16 protein-coding genes are annotated in these 17037 nt (G+C 44.3%); 9 read left to right on the top strand and 7 right to left on the bottom strand.

Annotated elements, in window-relative coordinates:
• Positions 1-30: 30 nt before the first annotated feature.
• The 5 genes from B2W36_RS12430 to B2W36_RS12410 all read right to left on the bottom strand — a co-directional run bounded on the left by B2W36_RS12430 (position 31) and on the right by B2W36_RS12410 (position 8310).
• Positions 31-957 (bottom strand): hypothetical protein, encoded by a 927-nt coding sequence (locus B2W36_RS12430; RefSeq protein ID WP_293887960.1) that lies wholly within the window; start codon positions 955-957, stop codon positions 31-33.
• Between the two features lie 10 nt (positions 958-967).
• Entirely contained in the window at positions 968-2551 is a 1584-nt protein-coding gene (locus tag B2W36_RS12425) for a RagB/SusD family nutrient uptake outer membrane protein (RefSeq protein ID WP_293887959.1), read from the bottom strand.
• 12 nt (positions 2552-2563) lie between these two features.
• Positions 2564-6238, bottom strand: coding sequence for a SusC/RagA family TonB-linked outer membrane protein (locus B2W36_RS12420; protein WP_293887958.1), 3675 nt, complete (start codon positions 6236-6238; stop codon positions 2564-2566).
• A gap of 123 nt (positions 6239-6361) precedes the next feature.
• On the bottom strand, positions 6362-7507 hold the full coding sequence (locus B2W36_RS12415) for a FecR family protein (protein WP_293887957.1): 1146 nt from the start codon (positions 7505-7507) through the stop codon (positions 6362-6364).
• A 215-nt stretch (positions 7508-7722) separates the two neighbouring features.
• Complete coding sequence (locus B2W36_RS12410) at positions 7723-8310, bottom strand: RNA polymerase sigma factor (RefSeq protein WP_293887956.1); 588 nt, start codon at positions 8308-8310, stop codon at positions 7723-7725.
• Positions 8311-8536: 226 nt separating this feature from the next.
• Between B2W36_RS12410 and B2W36_RS12405 the strand changes: the two genes are divergently transcribed.
• From B2W36_RS12405 to B2W36_RS12390, 4 genes are all read left to right on the top strand, one after another.
• The gene (locus B2W36_RS12405) at positions 8537-9949 is read left to right on the top strand and encodes a DHA2 family efflux MFS transporter permease subunit (RefSeq protein ID WP_293887955.1); all 1413 of its coding nucleotides are present in this window, start codon (positions 8537-8539) and stop codon (positions 9947-9949) included.
• 115 nt (positions 9950-10064) lie between these two features.
• Positions 10065-10613 carry a GNAT family N-acetyltransferase gene (locus B2W36_RS12400; RefSeq protein WP_293887954.1) on the top strand — a complete coding sequence of 183 codons (549 nt, stop codon included), beginning with the start codon at positions 10065-10067 and terminating at the stop codon, positions 10611-10613.
• Positions 10614-10699: 86 nt separating this feature from the next.
• Positions 10700-11566, top strand: a complete 867-nt coding sequence (locus tag B2W36_RS12395) for an AraC family transcriptional regulator (protein WP_293887953.1) — start codon at positions 10700-10702, stop codon at positions 11564-11566.
• A gap of 134 nt (positions 11567-11700) precedes the next feature.
• Positions 11701-12453 carry an SDR family oxidoreductase gene (locus B2W36_RS12390; protein ID WP_293887952.1) on the top strand — a complete coding sequence of 251 codons (753 nt, stop codon included), beginning with the start codon at positions 11701-11703 and terminating at the stop codon, positions 12451-12453.
• 60 nt (positions 12454-12513) lie between these two features.
• Here B2W36_RS12390 and B2W36_RS12385 read toward each other — a convergent pair whose 3' ends face one another.
• Complete coding sequence (locus tag B2W36_RS12385) at positions 12514-12957, bottom strand: carboxymuconolactone decarboxylase family protein (protein WP_293887951.1); 444 nt, start codon at positions 12955-12957, stop codon at positions 12514-12516.
• A 66-nt stretch (positions 12958-13023) separates the two neighbouring features.
• Positions 13024-13599 (bottom strand): Crp/Fnr family transcriptional regulator, encoded by a 576-nt coding sequence (locus tag B2W36_RS12380; RefSeq protein ID WP_293887950.1) that lies wholly within the window; start codon positions 13597-13599, stop codon positions 13024-13026.
• Between the two features lie 160 nt (positions 13600-13759).
• Here B2W36_RS12380 and B2W36_RS12375 point away from each other — a divergent pair, with 160 nt between their 5' ends.
• The 5 genes from B2W36_RS12375 to arsB all read left to right on the top strand — a co-directional run bounded on the left by B2W36_RS12375 (position 13760) and on the right by arsB (position 16885).
• Entirely contained in the window at positions 13760-14158 is a 399-nt protein-coding gene (locus B2W36_RS12375) for a DUF1398 domain-containing protein (protein ID WP_293887949.1), read from the top strand.
• A 160-nt stretch (positions 14159-14318) separates the two neighbouring features.
• Positions 14319-14651 (top strand): ArsR/SmtB family transcription factor, encoded by a 333-nt coding sequence (locus B2W36_RS12370; RefSeq protein WP_293887948.1) that lies wholly within the window; start codon positions 14319-14321, stop codon positions 14649-14651.
• Between the two features lie 67 nt (positions 14652-14718).
• Positions 14719-15192: a DUF6428 family protein gene (locus tag B2W36_RS12365; protein WP_293887947.1), complete on the top strand. Its 474-nt coding sequence runs from the start codon at positions 14719-14721 to the stop codon at positions 15190-15192.
• 16 nt (positions 15193-15208) lie between these two features.
• On the top strand, positions 15209-15835 hold the full coding sequence (locus B2W36_RS12360; protein ID WP_293888055.1) for a low molecular weight phosphatase family protein: 627 nt from the start codon (positions 15209-15211) through the stop codon (positions 15833-15835).
• A 3-nt stretch (positions 15836-15838) separates the two neighbouring features.
• Positions 15839-16885 (top strand): ACR3 family arsenite efflux transporter, encoded by a 1047-nt coding sequence (gene arsB / locus B2W36_RS12355; RefSeq protein ID WP_293887946.1) that lies wholly within the window; start codon positions 15839-15841, stop codon positions 16883-16885.
• The last annotated feature ends 152 nt before the right edge of the window (positions 16886-17037 follow it).

Here is a 17037-nt window from a genome sequence, read left to right as displayed (position 1 = left end):
AAACAATTGTTTTATTTACTACGTATTGGCTTATTGTATTTTAAAATTTATCTGTTCGAATATCTGGCGTATGATGGCATACTTATCCATAATGCGCTGATTGTCGCCATATTTCTGTTTAAACTGTGCTTGTGTATTTGCCACAGCCGCCTCGAGGTACATACACACATCCATCCATGTCGATATGGGTGTATAATAGGGATTTCGGGGATCAGTATTCAAAAAGCCTATTGCTTGTGTAGTGATGGGCACGCCATCAGGAAGTCCTTTCACGTTGGTGGCGTTTAATGAATAGATATAGAGGCCATAGGCATCCATGTTGGGCACATATTTTCTGGATACGGCATAAAATTTGTCCAGCAAGCTGTTGAATCTGCTATCCAGAATGGTATTGGTCAGTAAGGCCCTTAAAATTGCCGCTTTGTAATTGGCCCTTGTCGCCGCATCCATACCCGTAATTTTAGATACCTGCGCGATCACTACGGTATTGAACCCCTTAAAAGCATAGGATCCAAAAGCATTGCTGGTCATATTATCCACCAAGAGAATACTGGGAACATGCACTCCTTCGGGTAACACAGGAATAATTTCATCCCTGAGAAAGGTAAGCGCAGTGGCCACATCGGCTTTATTACAATAGGTAAATGACTGTACCAGCGGCGGAGCCCCAGTCTGCACCCCACCCAGCGAATAACTCATGGATAGCTTTTCATAATGGGTATACTCCTTTCCGAAAACATCGATGCGCTGCTGTGTGCCAATCGTGTCATTTGCAAATACCGGTATTCCCGTTTCTTTAAAGAAAAGGTATCTTGCATGGGTCGAAGCATCATTGGCATCATCTTCTACCACCAACCAATTTTTGTCATAGTCGTTAAAAGCGGTGGTCTCCTCTTTGCTGCATCCCCCTGTCAGCGCAAGAACGATGAGCGAAATCATATAAAGTATATTTTTCATAAAGACGGAATTACAAGGGTTGAACAGCACGTACCGGGCGCACAGGATTGGTTAGCTCACCCCGGTTAAACTCTATAGCATACTTCGGTATAGGCACCTGCCAACAAGGAGCATCCTGCTGAACACCTTGGAGCACATAATACCCTGCGCGTGTATACGCATTGGATTGCGCATCGTAATTGTATGCCGGGTGTTTAATGGTAAATGAAGCTGGCAGCGGATACCTGGAGTTGACTGCATATCGTCTCAGGTCGAACCAACGGTGGCCTTCAAAGCACAGCTCACGGCGGCGTTCCTGCCTAATAAAATCGACCAGCGCGGCGTTAGACTGCGGTATCACTGCTGCGGTTGCGTTTTTTAAGCGCTTTTGACGGAGGCTTTGGAGCTCATTTCGTGCCTGCGCATCTGAGCCTAGCATCGCCATCGCCTCGGCCCGGTTCAATAGAACTTCAGCTGCACGGAAAGAAAAAAGACAAGACACCTGTTCAGGATCATTATAGGTTTTCCATGTACGGTATTTGGCCGGTAACCAGGCTTTGTTCTTTGTGGAACGCATAAAGAAAGCTGCTGGTCTTAAATCCTCCTGCGCATAGGTTTCCATCAGGTTATCTGAACTTTTGAAGGCCGATGCACGGCGGTCATTGCCGCCATACGCACCCATCGAATCGTTTAAAAAAACCGTAGGAATCATATTTGTACCCATGGTAAACACCGTCTCACTGGAACTGCGGGCGCTAAAACTGGAATTTTGCACATATTGATTCAGGTCAGACACCGCATATCCCAACGATTCGAAGCCATCCAGCGAAGCGACTACCTTATCGTACTCTTCCATATAAAGATACACCCTGCTCTGTAAGATTTTAACAGCCGCAATGCCCACCTGTAATTTGGAAACAGGATTATAATTGCTGAGGTAGTTTGCAGCTTGTTCGAGATCTGCTACCATCTGTTTATAAATCGCTTCATTCTTATCGCGTTTAAAATAATGGTCTTCTACCTTTTCACTGACCTTTAGGGGCACCCCTTCGTCTGCAGCAGCGGTGGACTTGCGATACGGTGAACCATACGTATTTTGCAACAGGAAGTAATAATAAGCCCGCAGAAAATAAGCTTCACCGCGCAGGTGCTTCAGTTCATCATCACCGGGCGTCTTTTCCGCTAGGCTTGCCGCCTGAAAGAGAATGGCATTCAGCGCACCGATGCGTTTGTAGATCTTTCGCCAAAACACGTCTGTCCATTCCATGTTAAGGATACTGCGTGCAGGTTCCTGACTCCAATTGTGAAAACCCGATAACATATAAAATGGCGTCAATTGATCGGTCGCCACATAATCGACTAAAAAAGGTTCACTGTCATCATCCATTACGTGTAACCACGGCGCCGTAATGCCCGTCTCTGCGGTTAATGTTCCCATGGTTGCCTGATCATAGATCGAAAATGTCAGGTTATTGATATAGGCCTCGCCGATCATCAGACTCTTAAGATCTGCTGTGGTTTCGACATATTTCTGATCTGTTGAGTACTCTTCCAAGAATTTGCCACATGAAGCTGTGAGGCAAACCAATGGTAAAATCAAATACATAAATTTCATAATAGACTCCATTTAAAAGGATACATTAAGGCTTCCCGAAAAGGTAGGCCTTACTGAAAGATTAATATTAGGTGTAGAACCAGACTGTGTCGGATCTTGGCCTTTGAGTTTTTTACTGCTGAGCATAAACAGATTGGTGCCGGTAATACTGACATAAGCAGCGCTCAGACCGAGTTTTTTGGTCAGTTTCTCCGCAAAATTGTATCGCAACGAGGCCGACTGCAACTTTAGATGATCTGCGCTTACCAGGCGTACATCCGAGTTATCATACATCTCATAAGCACTGCCGCCTAGATTATATTCAGTTGCTGGATACATTTGCCACCAAGACATGTTGATGTTGTTGGAAGCCTGCAGGCCAGGGATATCGGTATAGGCTTCGTCACCCGGTTGGCGCCACCTTCTGACAAACTCTTTACGCATGTTCTGTTGCGGATAGACATTGGTGGATGCATAACCCGAAGCAATTTTCATTAAACGGATTTTGTTTCCTAAGGAATAGCTCAGATTGAACGAGAATCCAAAGTTGCGCCAGCCAAAGTAATTCGATAGTCCTCCCTGTATAAACGGTTCACGACGCCCCGACTCATCCAATACTTCGAGGTATACATCTTCTTTTTCCATTTGGGAGTATTTCTCCTGGTACGCAGCGGCCTGTTCAGCTTCCGTTCCATAGAAAATTGGGGATCCATCCACAGCACTCAGCCCTTTAAACTTATAGGAGTAAAATGTATTGATGGGCTTACCCGCCAGTTGCACACTTCCATTCAGAAAATTATTATAAGTCAGATTGTCGATGAGCACATTATTCCGGTTGTTTATGGCCCGGTTTAGTACCTTGTTGAGCACCTGCCCCAACTGTGGGTCAAACCGCCATACAAAACCGCGGCGCGACTTGTCGAGGCCAGCATTGTCGATAGCCGTTATGCTCAATGCCACCTCGACCCCTTTATTTTCGAGGGTACCACTATTGATGACATAAGACTGTAATCCGTTGATCTCCGATACTGTTTTATTCAAGAATGCATCTTTCGTTTTCTTGTAAAAGTAGGATAACGTTCCCTTTACTTTATTCCCAAAAAGGGCGAAATCCACACCGACATTGGACGACGAGGTACGCTCCCATTTCAAATCAGGATTTGGATAATTTACAATATTGGAAAATGTCGAATTGTAATAGGGATCGGTATTTAAAGACTGCCGGATGATCATGTAAGCAGACTGCCCCGGAAGCATATTGCCCTGCCATCCCCAGGAGGCCTTCATGGCAAGATCATTGACCCACTCGACCTTACTGAGCAGATCTTGTTTCATGTTCCACCTTCCGGAAAGCGCCCATATGGGCATAAATTTGTTGTTAGACCGTCTTCCGAATAGGTTCGACTGTTCACCGCGGACATGCACATTGAAGATATAGCGGTCGTTCCAGGAGTATCCTGCAGTGCCATACCAAGCTAACTCATTGGTCAACTGCCTACCGTAGTAGCCCAATGCTGGTTTTGTGGTCATCCAGCGCTGATAATAGGCGGTATACTCTGTAGGTACAATATCAAAATATCCGCCCATTTCCCTAAAATATCCTCTCCGGGTGATATCAAATTCATTGTATTCATTGGACTTTATCTCTATACCAGACGTCGCGGATAAGAGATGTTTTTTTTCCGCTCCCAACGATGTGACATAATTGGCCTGCAGGCGTGCCGTATAGTTATGGTTGCGCGACTCGCTGCGCTGCAGCTCGCCACCAACAGGGCTCAGGTCATTACGAAAAGATCGATCAGCGCGCAGTTTATGGATATAGTACGTGTCTTTGGTATAATATAGCTCCCTGTTATTGCTGCTGATACCATAGGCAAATGTTCCTTCTACATCCAGCCCACGTAACATCTTATACTTTAGGAAAGCCTTGATGTTGGCTGCCATGAGGTCGGTCGCATCGCCGCTATTTTCCTGTTCTTTCAGTATATTGTAGTTATAGATCAAAGAACCATCGGTCCGTGGATAAAAGAACAGGCTTCCGTCCGGATTATAGGCTGGCACCGTTCGGCTTGTATTATACGCATAGTTCATTACCCCTAAGTCCGTGGGTGAATAGTTCCTTTTTGAATAATTTCCATTAAAAGAAATCTGCGCCATGAACTTTTTATAATCCGCCGTGAGGTTCATCATCGCCGAGTAACGTTTTGCTCCCTCGCCTTTAATGACGCCGCGTTCGTCCAGATAGCCGATGGATGAATAATATCTCACATCCTGCGCCCCCCCGGAGAGACTTAGCGTATGATTGTGTGAATAAGCATCATTGGTCAGCAGACCAAGCCAATCTGTATTGATATTGGCATAATAATCACTCTGCTGTTTAAACTCCGTATAATCAATATATCCTTGATAATAATCCTGAAGCGCTTTTTCATAGCCTGCCCATTGGGTTACATTGTTATAGTGCATACCACGGTCAATCATCTCTCGCGACACATCCATGCGCTCCTGCGAGTTCATCATATACATATTTCGGTCCGAATAGCGCGGTCTTCTGGTATAGGTTGCAGCAGTTGAATAGCTAATGGTCGGTTTTCCGGGCTTTCCCTTCTTTGTGGTAATGACAATAACACCATTACCTGCCTTGGCGCCATACAATGCTGTAGCGGATGCATCTTTAAGGACATCAATCTGTTCGATATCCTCCGGATTCAAACCTGCAATCGCATTTCCGAGTAAGTTAACAAAATCGAGGTCATTGATCTGCTGGGGGTCCACATTGACGGGATCTGTCAATACTATACCGTCGAGCACCCACAAGGGCTCCCTATTGCCCAAGATTGTTGATGTTCCGCGTATTCTCAATTTCGGTGCGGCCCCCACCTGACCCGAGTTTTGCATAAGGACCAAACCGGGTACCCTTCCTTCCAGCAGCTTGTCAATGGTATTGACGCCCGGCGTAAGGATATCATCCATTTTTAGCGTTGTCACCGCACTGGTGAGGTGCCGTTTATCAATTTTTTGATAACCCGTATTGACCACAACGTTGACTTCATCCAACTTGGCGGCCGTCATTTGCAACGCCACCGTTCGGGCACGCTGCGCATTCACTTCCAGCTTGGCATAGCCCAAATGGTGTATTTCCAGTATAGCGTTTACATATTCGGCCGGAATCACAAAGTTGCCAGACTTATCCGTTCGTGTAGAAAACGCCTCATTCTTGACTTTGATGGTGGCTCCAATCAATGGATTGCCCGATTCATTGGTTACCCGACCATTGATCGGCGTGACCGATAAGACGGACCCACTGCGCTTTGGAACAGTTGGAATTTTGTCAAAAATAATGATCATCCGGTCTTTGATCTCATAACTTAAGGGCTGCTGCGCGAATAGTTTTTTTAAGACATCCTGCAAAGGTTCGTTGACGACCTTTAAGGTGACCGGCTTTGCTTTTTTCAAGATCTGATCATTATAAGAGAAATCATATCTTGTCTGTTTACTGATCGTTTCTGTAGCCACTACAAATGAGGCATTTTTTAAATTGAGCGACACCGTCTGCGCATATGATGCGCATAGCCCGCTCATTAATAGGATGAATATAAACAGTGTTTTCGTGATAAATCTTGGAAATGTATATGGAATGGCTAGTTGATCATACCTCCGAGGCAATACACAGCTCCCCTTACCCTTGTGGAAAAGGAAATAATTCATAATTTTGTAATGATTAGATTTTTGATAGTTGTTTCAATGTCGTCAGATATCGGATCTATATGTTGGTGGTGTCCCCACACCATCAACAATTTTTTCAAGAACCGATTCAAAATGTATAGTCCTTTATTTCATCATATGCACACTCCTTCCCTTTACATTAAACTTTAAACCTGTAATCTTTTCCAATGCATGTAATACGGTTGAGAGATTGCTATCCCGAGAAATCGAAGCATGTATTTTAATATTTTCGGGGATATCTTTATAATCAATTTCCAGATCGTACCAACGCTCAATCTGCCGCAGTGCATCGGGCAAAGGGGTTGACCGGAACCTGAACGTACCTTCTTTCCATGCCGTGTAAAGATCAGTATCCACATCTTCCACCGCTACCGATGTGCCGTTGTTGCTCGCTTGCTGCAGCGGGGCCAACACCTGTAATTTACGATCCGATTTATCGTTGATTTGAACACGCCCAGTTACTAAGGTCGTAATGGTCCTATTTTCATTTGCGTAGGCATTGATGTTAAATGATGTGCCCAGCACCTTCACTTTCTGTATGGCGGTATTGACGATAAAGGGCTGTTTGCTATTGTGGGCAACTTCAAAATAAGCTTCACCCTGCAGTTCGACGACGCGTTCCTTTACACCATTGAAGGATATAGGGTATCTTAAGGACGACAGCGCGTTTAACCATACACGCGTACCATCTTCCAGTGTCAGCGTATAGTTCCCGCCTCTAGGCGTCAATAACGTCACCAATTTGCTTGAAGTTACCTTGGCAAGCGTATCCCCATTTTTATAGCGTATACCGCTCTCATCGGAAATCACCTCGTGATTTTTTCCATTCAAATCGTAAACGGTGCCATCCGAAACAATAAGTTTTGCCTGCTGCCGATTCGACTGCAGGTCCTGCAGTTCGATTACTTGTGTTTTGTCCGGTTTTAGCCGGCCCATCATGTAAAAAGAAAAAGAACCCAAAATCAATACGCTGGCGGCAATACTCAATTTAAACGTGAAGGAACGCGTCAGCCGCTTTGGTGCCCGGTCAACTTTCAGCCGTTTTTCTATGCTTTCCCAGGAGTCCTCGCGTTGTTTTTCCAAATTGCGGTAGACTACTGCATCATCCGCAGAAGATTCCGTTTGGAAATATTCCTTGATAAGGACATCAATTTCTGCATCATTTTCATCTAACTGACAATAGTGGCAGAGGGTCTTTAGTTCGTCTGCACTGATTGTATTGTTAAGATATTTCAGAAATAGGTTTCTCATTTTTGGTGTGCTTGTTATTTTTAGCCCCCTATTCTAGGGCCTTTATACAATGAATACACGCCAAAAAGGAAAAATAGCACCCCGAAATGAAAATATTTTAAAAAAATTAAAAGAAAACGTAAAATTGAGGGTTTTTAGCGCTATAAAAGATTAACAGAGCTCCACATTATAGATAATTATAACGTTATCATCCGCAAAAACTTAGGTTTACAACATTAAAAGCTATTAAAAAAGGAAATCAATAGCATGATTAATAAACGATCTGTTTTCAACAGCTCTTTAAGCTGCTTATTGGCTTGCTGGATGTGATGGTTAATGGCCGAATCACTGATGCTTAACAGCTTGCTTATTTCGCGGTAACTCATCCCTTCAATCTTGTGCAGGCAGTACACCTCGCGTTGCCTAGGCGTTAACCTGTCGAGGGCGATATTTAAAATGGTCTTTGCGTTGGATGCATCGTCCAGATCCTCAAAAGGTGAATAGCTGTCGTTTTTGGCAAACTCGCTGCGCATGAGCTGATCATAGATGCTTTTACGAAAAACATTTTTCGCCAAATTAGCAGCCATTTTATACAATAGGCCTCCGAAGTTACCGCTGGGGTCTATGGTTTCACGGATTTCCCATATTTTCACAAAAATATCCTGAAGCACATCCTGTGCTAACTCCTCGGATTTGAGCAGGTAAACAAGCTTTAAGGTTAAACGGCGGTGGTATAAATCGTAAAGTTCTTTAAATGCTTCCCTATCGCCACGCCGTAATTTCTGTAACAGATCCTCTTCACTAGTGATCGATATTGTTTTCAAGTCTACAGATAGATTAGTAATAGTAAAGTGACATAAATTTAAACTTTTTTTAATAAATATCAAAAATCATTGAAAAAATCTAAAATCCAAATTCCTTCCAACCGATTGCTGCGAGAAAGCAACCCCATTACTATCGGGTAAAAATAGCCTTTACATGACTTTTCTTTGATGCGATACGCTTACTTTTGTGGCAAATATTTCCCGTTCGGGATTGAAGAAGAGCAAAATGAAGAAAGAATCACGCATCATATCGCTCATTGTCGGGGGAACGCTGCTTATGGAGATGCTCGACACCACAGCGATATCCACGGCCTTACCCAAAATGGCTCATGATTTTGAGACAAATGTAGTGCACCTCAGCGCTGGTATTACGTCTTATACCGTTATGTTGGCTGTATTTATTCCGATCAGTGGCTGGATTGCGGACCGCTATGGCGCAAAAAAAGTGTTCAATATGGCGATTATAGGGTTTATCCTGTCGTCGATCGCCTGTGGGCTCAGTACCAGCTTAACAGCCTTTGTCCTGGCACGCATCTGCCAAGGTACTGCCGGCGCACTGATGGTGCCTGTGGGACGTCTCATCGTACTAAAGCACACCCAAAAGAAAGATCTGGTTGAAGCGATCGGTTATATTGCCTGGGCCGGACTATTAGGCCCTATTATTGGTCCTGTACTGGGCGGATTTTTCACTACCTATTTTACCTGGCATTGGATTTTCTTTATCAATGTACCCGTCGGCGTATTTGCGCTGTGGGCAGTGCATCAATTTATCCCGGCGATGGATTCAGAAAGTAGCCGTCCGCTTGATATCGTCGGCTTTTTTATCAGCGGTATCGGTCTTGCCGGCATTATGCTGGGGACCGAAATGATCGGTGCTGCCAACGGCAATTATACAAAACCGCTTGTGACCATTGTTGCAAGTTTTGCGCTTATGGCCGTCGCCGTATGGCACTCCAGACGCATCAAATATCCGCTGATCGATTACAGTATCCTTAAAGTAAAGACCTTCCGGATTACGGTGTATTCGGGTTCGATCACGCGGATGGTGATCAATGTGGCGCCCTTTATATTGCCCCTGATGTTGCAGCTCGGTTTTGGACTGAGCCCATTCCATGCCGGTCTGCTCTACATGGCCAACATGCTGGGCAGTATGAGCATGAAGCCTGTAGCCATGTGGATCACACGGAAATATGATTTCCGAAAAGTCTTAATCGGCAATGGTATTATCCTGACGCTCGTCACTGCCGGGCTCTCGCTGCTATCCATACAGACACCGATTTGGCTGGTGGCCATCGTATTCTTTTTTTCCGGACTGACACGCTCGCTTCAATTTACGAGTCTCAACACGTTGGCTTACGCTGACGTACCGAATGAAAAGATGAGCAATGCCAATACCCTGTACAATACGGCGCAGCAAATGGCGCTCGGTATGGGTATCGCGCTAGGCGCAGTAACGCTGCACCTGGCAAGCAGTTACTACCAGGATACGGTTTATCAGATGCGCGATTTTAGTTTGGCGCTGCAGTTAATAGCCGTTTTATCGATGCTATCGTTAATTGAGTATTTCAAAATCAGTTCGAGTGACGGCAGCAATTTAAGGGGCTTGCCTTCAAAAAAAGAAGCCCAGAAGGCCGCTTAGTTATTTTAAAATTTAAATTAACAGCTGGATTTAATACTGTTTTTATTATCATTGCAGTTGAATCAGCTATCGTCTAAAGTATTAGAGCATAGCACAACATTATAATAAACTAGCCATGTTAACACTGAATTTCTCCTCATTTCCTGCGCTACACACCGAAAGGCTAACCCTCAGGCGGGCAGATGCAACGGATATACCGCAGCTCTACCGCTTGCGTTCTGACGAACAGATCATGAAGTACATTCCGCGCCCTGTGGCAACTTCGCCAGACGAGATCGCCGAGTTCCTTCGCCTGACGGATGAGAAAATAGCCAGCAATGAAATGATCAATTGGAAGATCAGCATCAAGGGTGACCCTACCCTGATTGGCACAATAGGCTTTTACTACCTTAAACCTGAGCATTATCGCGCAGAGATTGGCTATATGCTGCTTCCGGAGTTTCAGGGGAAGGGCTATGTCACTGAAGCAATTGCGGCGGTAGTTAACTACGGCTTTGAAGCGATGGGACTTCATTCCATCGAAGCGTTAGTCGATCCGGAGAATATAGCTTCCTGCGCAGTACTCGAAAAATGCGGTTTTGTAAGAGAAGCTTATTTCAAAGAAAATGAATATTATAACGGCAAATTTCTCGATACCGTGGTCTACTCAAAATTAAACGCATAAGTTTATACGAGATTACATCACATAAAATCCCATCGCTCGTAATTATTAAAGGATATGAACTACATTTGAATTTAAAATTGCGACGCATGCCAAAAAGAGATCCTATTTTAGTGAACAGCATGGATTCCAGCAGCAGTATGGCTGTTGGGCTATGGGATGGTACCACTCCGGGCATCTTAGAAGCGCTAGATCCGCATCGGCACGACCACTATACCTGCATGTTTGTGGAGGCTGGTCAGCTGGAAGTCCTATTTGATTTTGAACCGCTCACCATGCCTGCGGGAACACTTTTTATCTGCCCGCCGCATCAGGTTCATCAGATCACCAGCACATTAGAGGCATCGGGTTATTACATGTCGTTCGAAGGCCGTCATACAACCCGCTCAGCCAAGGACATTCTTGATGCAGCTTTACATGAAACCATTATATTGACCCTCTCAGCGCCCGAGCAACAATGGTTTACGTCCGTGCTCGATTCGCTAATAAATTTGCACAGCATAAACAATACTTCCTATCAGGAAGTGCAGCAACCCTTGCTTTCAGCTTTTATAGCCCAGGCGGTAATTTGTCACGATCGCAAATTGGCCACCGGCTCCATCAGTCATAGCCCACGGGTTATGAGTATAGCCAACGCATTCAGAAATCTTGTCAGGGGCAATTACCGCAACCTTAAACGTCCATCGGACTATGCCCAGCAGTTAAACATCTCCGTGGCCCACCTAAACGATGTTGTTAAAATGGTTACGGGCTTATCCGCATCCGCATTGATCCAGAAGGAAATATTGAGCGAAGCACAGCGCCTCCTCTATTATTCGCGATTAAGTATTAAAGAAATTGCGGTGCAGCTAGGCTATAAAGACACCAAGTACTTTATCCGGCTTTTCACAAAAAAAACTGGGCTATCCCCGGGCGATTACAGAAAGACACTACGTTCCAATGCGGAACTGGATTAGACAACCTTATACTATTCAACTCAAACACGGCTTCTTTTTTTGTCCACCTTTTACCTTTGTTTGTCAGTTTACCGGCGTTCATTTTTTGATCAATTTTGCAGTATAAATAAGTTGTAAATTTAAATCGCTCAGCTATGAAAATCTTAGTAATCGGTGGTACGGGTCTTACTGGAAGGCTGGTCACAAAAAAACTGGCCAACCTTGGTCATCAGGTGGTCATTGGTTCGCCATCACATGGCGTGGATCTCATGACGGGAGAAGGTCTCTCCCAGGCGCTGGAAAATACAGCGATCGTGATCGATCTCTCCAATTCCTCCTCTCCGGAAGAAGAAAATGCCATCCACTTTTTTAAGACCGCAGGAAAGCATCTGGTAACAGCAGAGCTGGCTGCAAACATCAGGCATCACCTCGTACTTTCCATTGTCGGAACGGACGACGCGCCAGAGATCGGCTATCTTCGCGCCAAGAAATATCAGGAAGACAATATCAAGCAGTCCGGAATACCTTATACCATCATTCGTTCGACACAATTTTATGAGCATACCGATGCCATCATTGCCGTGCAGGGCCAGGGAGACGAGGTATTTGTTTCCAAGATCGACTACCAGCCCATTGCCGTAGAAGATGTCACAGACTACATTGTGCAGTTTGCACTCGAGGAGCCTAAAAATGGTACGGTCGAGATTGCGGGGCCCATAAAGGCCAATATGGACGATTTTGTCGCGAAATATATCGCGATCACCGGGAAGCACATAAGGGTAGTTTCCGACGAGGACAGCAAATATATGCATCTTGTTGTTCCTAAATCATTGCTTGTACCTGCCGGAGCATACCATGCCGGCAAGATTCATTTTGAGGACTGGGAACTGAATACCGCTGTGATTTAAATAAAGGGAGCTAAAGCAATACTTCTCTTTTATTGCGACAGCTCCCTGTTTTTCTGATCATTAATCTTCTATTTGCAGATGCGTACTTACGGCAATACGGTTCCAGGCATTGATGGTTACGATGAGCATAATGATTTGAGCGATCTGGTTCTCAGTAAAAAACTGAACCGCCTTGCTGTAGGTTTCTTCAGTTAATCCCTGCTGGTGTATAAGGGTTATTTCCTCTGTCATTGCCAGTATGGCCTGCTCCTCTTCGGTAAAAAATTTGGTCGCCTCCCGCCAGGCACTCAATATAAAGATACGCTCTGGTCTTTCACCGTTTTTAATGGCATCCTTGGTGTGCATGTTGATACAGTATGCACAGTTGTTGATCTGTGATGCACGAATTTTGACGAGCTCTTTAAGCGTTTTTGAAATGTCAATTTTGGAAAGATAACCTTCCAATCCCAACATGGCTTTATAGCCCTGTGGTTCTGACGTACTGATGTTGATTCGTTTTTCCATGTTTCTTATTTTTTGTTTTGCTTCTACAAAATTGGGAAATGAAAAGCCGGAAAAACTTAAACGGGTTTAAGAAAGATTTTTTTTGCGTATTTCGCTGAGATATTCGGGAGTAAAGCCCAGATAGGACGCCACAAGATATTGCGGTACGCGCTGGAGAAAGGCCGGCTGGTCTTTGAGAAAATGAAGGTATAGCTCTTCCCTAGAGTATTCATAAAGGAACTTGATACGCATCTGCGCTGCGGCATACGCTTTTTGGTACACCATGCGAAAATACTTTTCCAGGGCCGGATGCTTCTCGAGCAGTTCATCATAGGCTTGCTGGCGAATGACCAGAAGCTGCGTTGGATGTACGGCCTGGATGTAAAACTCTGTGGCTGTCTGATTGATATAAGAGAAGGTCTCTGTCATCCACCAGTTCTCGATCGCAAATTCAGTGGTCTGCTGCACCCCCTTTTCGTTAATGAAAAATTTTCGCAGAATTCCGTCCAGCACAAAATAATTGGCTTTGCAGATCTGTCCTTCGGTCAGTATGTTTTCTTTCTTCTTTAAGCGTTGCAGCTCAACATATTGGGTGATATCGACAAATTCATCATCGGAAATTTTTATAAATTTATCCAGGTGTTTTTTAAACTGTTCAAGCATTATTTTAAGTCTGTTTTCCTTATCTTTAGTTCGATCAAGTTACTAAAAAATAACATAACCTCAACAACACCGTTTTGGCGATTTGATGCTTTTGTTTCATTACTTCACAACTGAATGGGAGTATATTTCACAGGTCTTTAACGCACACAATTAAGAAAACATGTTTACAATAGCACAACTAAAGGCTGCTCATAGCAGGGTAAAATCAGGCGCGGACTTCCCGGCCTATATCCGGGACATCAAAAAATTGGGTGTTACCGCTTACGACGTTTTTGTTGCGGATGGCCATTCCGATTATTATGGGGATAATCATTTCAAAACCAGCTCAGCAGCTAGCCATGAGCCATTAACCCTTGGTCTTACTGTCGATGCGGAACATTTTAAGAAAGCGCTAAAAGAACATCAACAGGGCAAAACAGATTACGCCACTTTTATAGCGATGTGTGCGACATGCGGTATCGAAAAATGGACGGTCTTTCTCGACAAAATGACCTGCGCGTATTACGATGCGGCCGGAAATGAAATTCTGGTAGAAGAGATACCACAAGAAAAAAAATGAGCCAGTACTTTTGGGTTGAAATACCTTGCGGACCTCTTTTTTTGAATATTTTGGCGAAATAATGGCAAAACCGAGCGAACCGAATTAAGTGACATTTTTTATATCAGTTTGTATTTCACCTATTAATATCGTAATATTGCAATATTAAATAAGCTTCACTATGGGACTTACCAAGACAGAGATTTTTACGGACGAGCAGAATAAAGTGGCTTCAGCGTTCAAAGTATTGGGCCATCCTGCTAGGATTGCCATACTTCAGTACATTATAGATAAGAAAGCTTGTATCTGCAATGATCTTGTGGATGAACTGGGACTTGCCCAGGCAACCATTTCGCAGCATCTAAAGGAACTCAAAGCTACAGGTATTATTCAGGGCACTATTGAAGGAAAGTCTGTTTGCTATTGTATTGACGAAGCGGTATGGAAGTCGGTGCAGCGCAATTTCAATACGTTTTTCAACCAGGAAGTAAAAGTAAATAGCTGCTGTCTGTAGCACTTTTTTTTAATTATCAATATCGTAATATTGCAATATATAATTACACTAATTTAAATTGAATACCATGAGACTATCCGAAATTAAAGAAATCCTACCAACACTGGAAACTATTGAATTCCAATTGGATAACGGAACATTGGTTCCCGAGCACTTCCACGTAACCGAAGTGGGCCAGATCACAAAAAATTTTATTGACTGTGGCGGTGTTGTCCGTCAGGAGAAAACGGTAAACTTTCAGCTTTGGAATGCCGATGATTATGATCACCGCCTGAAACCCGCCAAGCTGCTCCACATTATTAACCTTTCGGAAGAAAAGTTGGGAATGGAAGATGCGGAGATCGAAGTAGAATATCAGCTTGATACCATCGGTAAATATGGACTTGATTTCAATGGGAAGACTTTTGTTTTAAAAAGCCGCACAACTGCCTGCCTTGCTGAGGATGCCTGTGGTATTCCCGTTGAAAAACAAAAAAAGAAGCTTATTGAGCTATCGGTCAATCAATCATCCTGCTGCACTCCGGGTTCGGGATGCTGTTAAACCATAAACTATCGTGATGTACCCTAGATTATCCAATACGATCGCACAGTTGGGATGGGACCAGTTCGCTGGTGAAGAGCGCAGTGAAAAGCGCGAAGCGTCGTTACAGCTTCTGATAGATTATATCCAGCAGAAGGTAACAACTAAGCAACCCATAAACCTGAACTTTATCTGTACCCACAACTCACGCCGGAGCCATTTGGCCCAGATTTGGGCGCAAACTGCCGCCACTTATTTCAAGATACCGAATGTCTGCTGCTACTCCGGTGGTACAGAAGAAACGGCGCTTTTCCCACAGGTTGCAGAAACATTGACAGCCCAGGGCTTTCAGATCTTAACTATTGCTGACGGCGATAATCCGGTATATGCTATAAAGAACAGCGACAATGCTGTGCCCATGATCGGATTTTCAAAAAAGTATGACAGTCCGTTCAACCCATCAACTGAATTTGCGGCAATTATGACCTGCTCCCAGGCGGACAGTGGTTGTCCTTACATTGCCGGTGCAGAAAAGCGCATACCCCTTACTTTTGAAGATCCCAAGGTATCAGACGGAACGCCGCAGCAGACACAGGTTTACGAACAGCGGAGTCTTCAGATCGCAACAGCGATGTTTTATGTATTCTATACTATTAAATGCTAGCCTATGCAATCGAAACTTAAATTTCTTGACCGCTACCTTACATTATGGATTTTTTTGGCAATGGCCGTTGGAATCATGTTCGGGAAATTCTTTCCATCGTTCTCGACCTGGGTGAACAGTTACAGCAGCGGAACAACAAATATTCCGCTGGCAGTCGGTCTGATCCTGATGATGTATCCGCCGTTGGCCAAAGTACGCTATGAACATATTGGAAAGGTTTTCCGGAATATTAAGGTGCTGGGAACCTCGCTGTTGCTGAACTGGATTATCGGTCCGGTATTGATGTTTGCCTTGGCCCTCCTCTTCCTGAATGGTTATCCGGAATATATGACAGGATTGATACTGATCGGGCTGGCCCGCTGTATCGCAATGGTGGTGGTCTGGAACGAACTTGCTGCTGGAAACAGAGAATATGCTGCTGGTCTGATTGCGCTCAACAGTATTTTTCAAGTATTGCTGTACAGTCTTTACGCTTACCTGTTCATTACTGTATTGCCTCCGCTGTTTGGCGTGTCTGGGCTCTCCGTTGATATATCAATTATGGAGATTGCAAAAAGCGTTGGCATCTATCTGGGTATTCCTTTCCTTGCCGGAATCTTCAGTAGGTATGGGCTAATAGCATTAAAAGGTGAAAACTGGTTTCAGGAGCGTTTTATTCCATTTATCTCTCCGGTTACACTGATTGCTTTGCTGTTCACCATTGTTGTCATGTTTAGCCTTAAAGGGGAAATGATCCTCCAGCTTCCTGTCGACGTACTGCGCATTGCTGTTCCCCTGGTGATTTACTTTGCGTTGATGTTTGTTGTTAGCTTTATCGCTGGCAAGAAAGTGGGCGCAGATTATGCACAGAGTACGGCAATTGCTTTTACTGCCGCAGGAAATAACTTTGAACTGGCTATAGCGGTTGCCATCGGCGTATTTGGTATTAATAGCGGGCAGGCTTTTGTCGGCGTTATTGGCCCATTGGTTGAAGTTCCAGCCTTGATTGCATTGGTCAATCTGGCTTTTTGGTTCCGAAGGAAGTATTTTAATTCCCCATCGACTGCCTAAGTTAACTACAACTGATAGCATTGAGCCATGCCCAGGCATGGCTTTTTTATGGCAGTTGGCACTTTCTTGTGCTTTAAACGACCTGCCAGGTTCCTTTGACGGATGATGAAGGTGTCTTGATGAAGATCCGGCTTACATAAACGGGAATGTTA

Source organism: Sphingobacterium sp. UBA3549, assembly GCF_002376635.1.
GTDB lineage: Bacteria > Bacteroidota > Bacteroidia > Sphingobacteriales > Sphingobacteriaceae > Sphingobacterium.
This window is presented reverse-complemented; position numbering and strand designations above follow the sequence as displayed.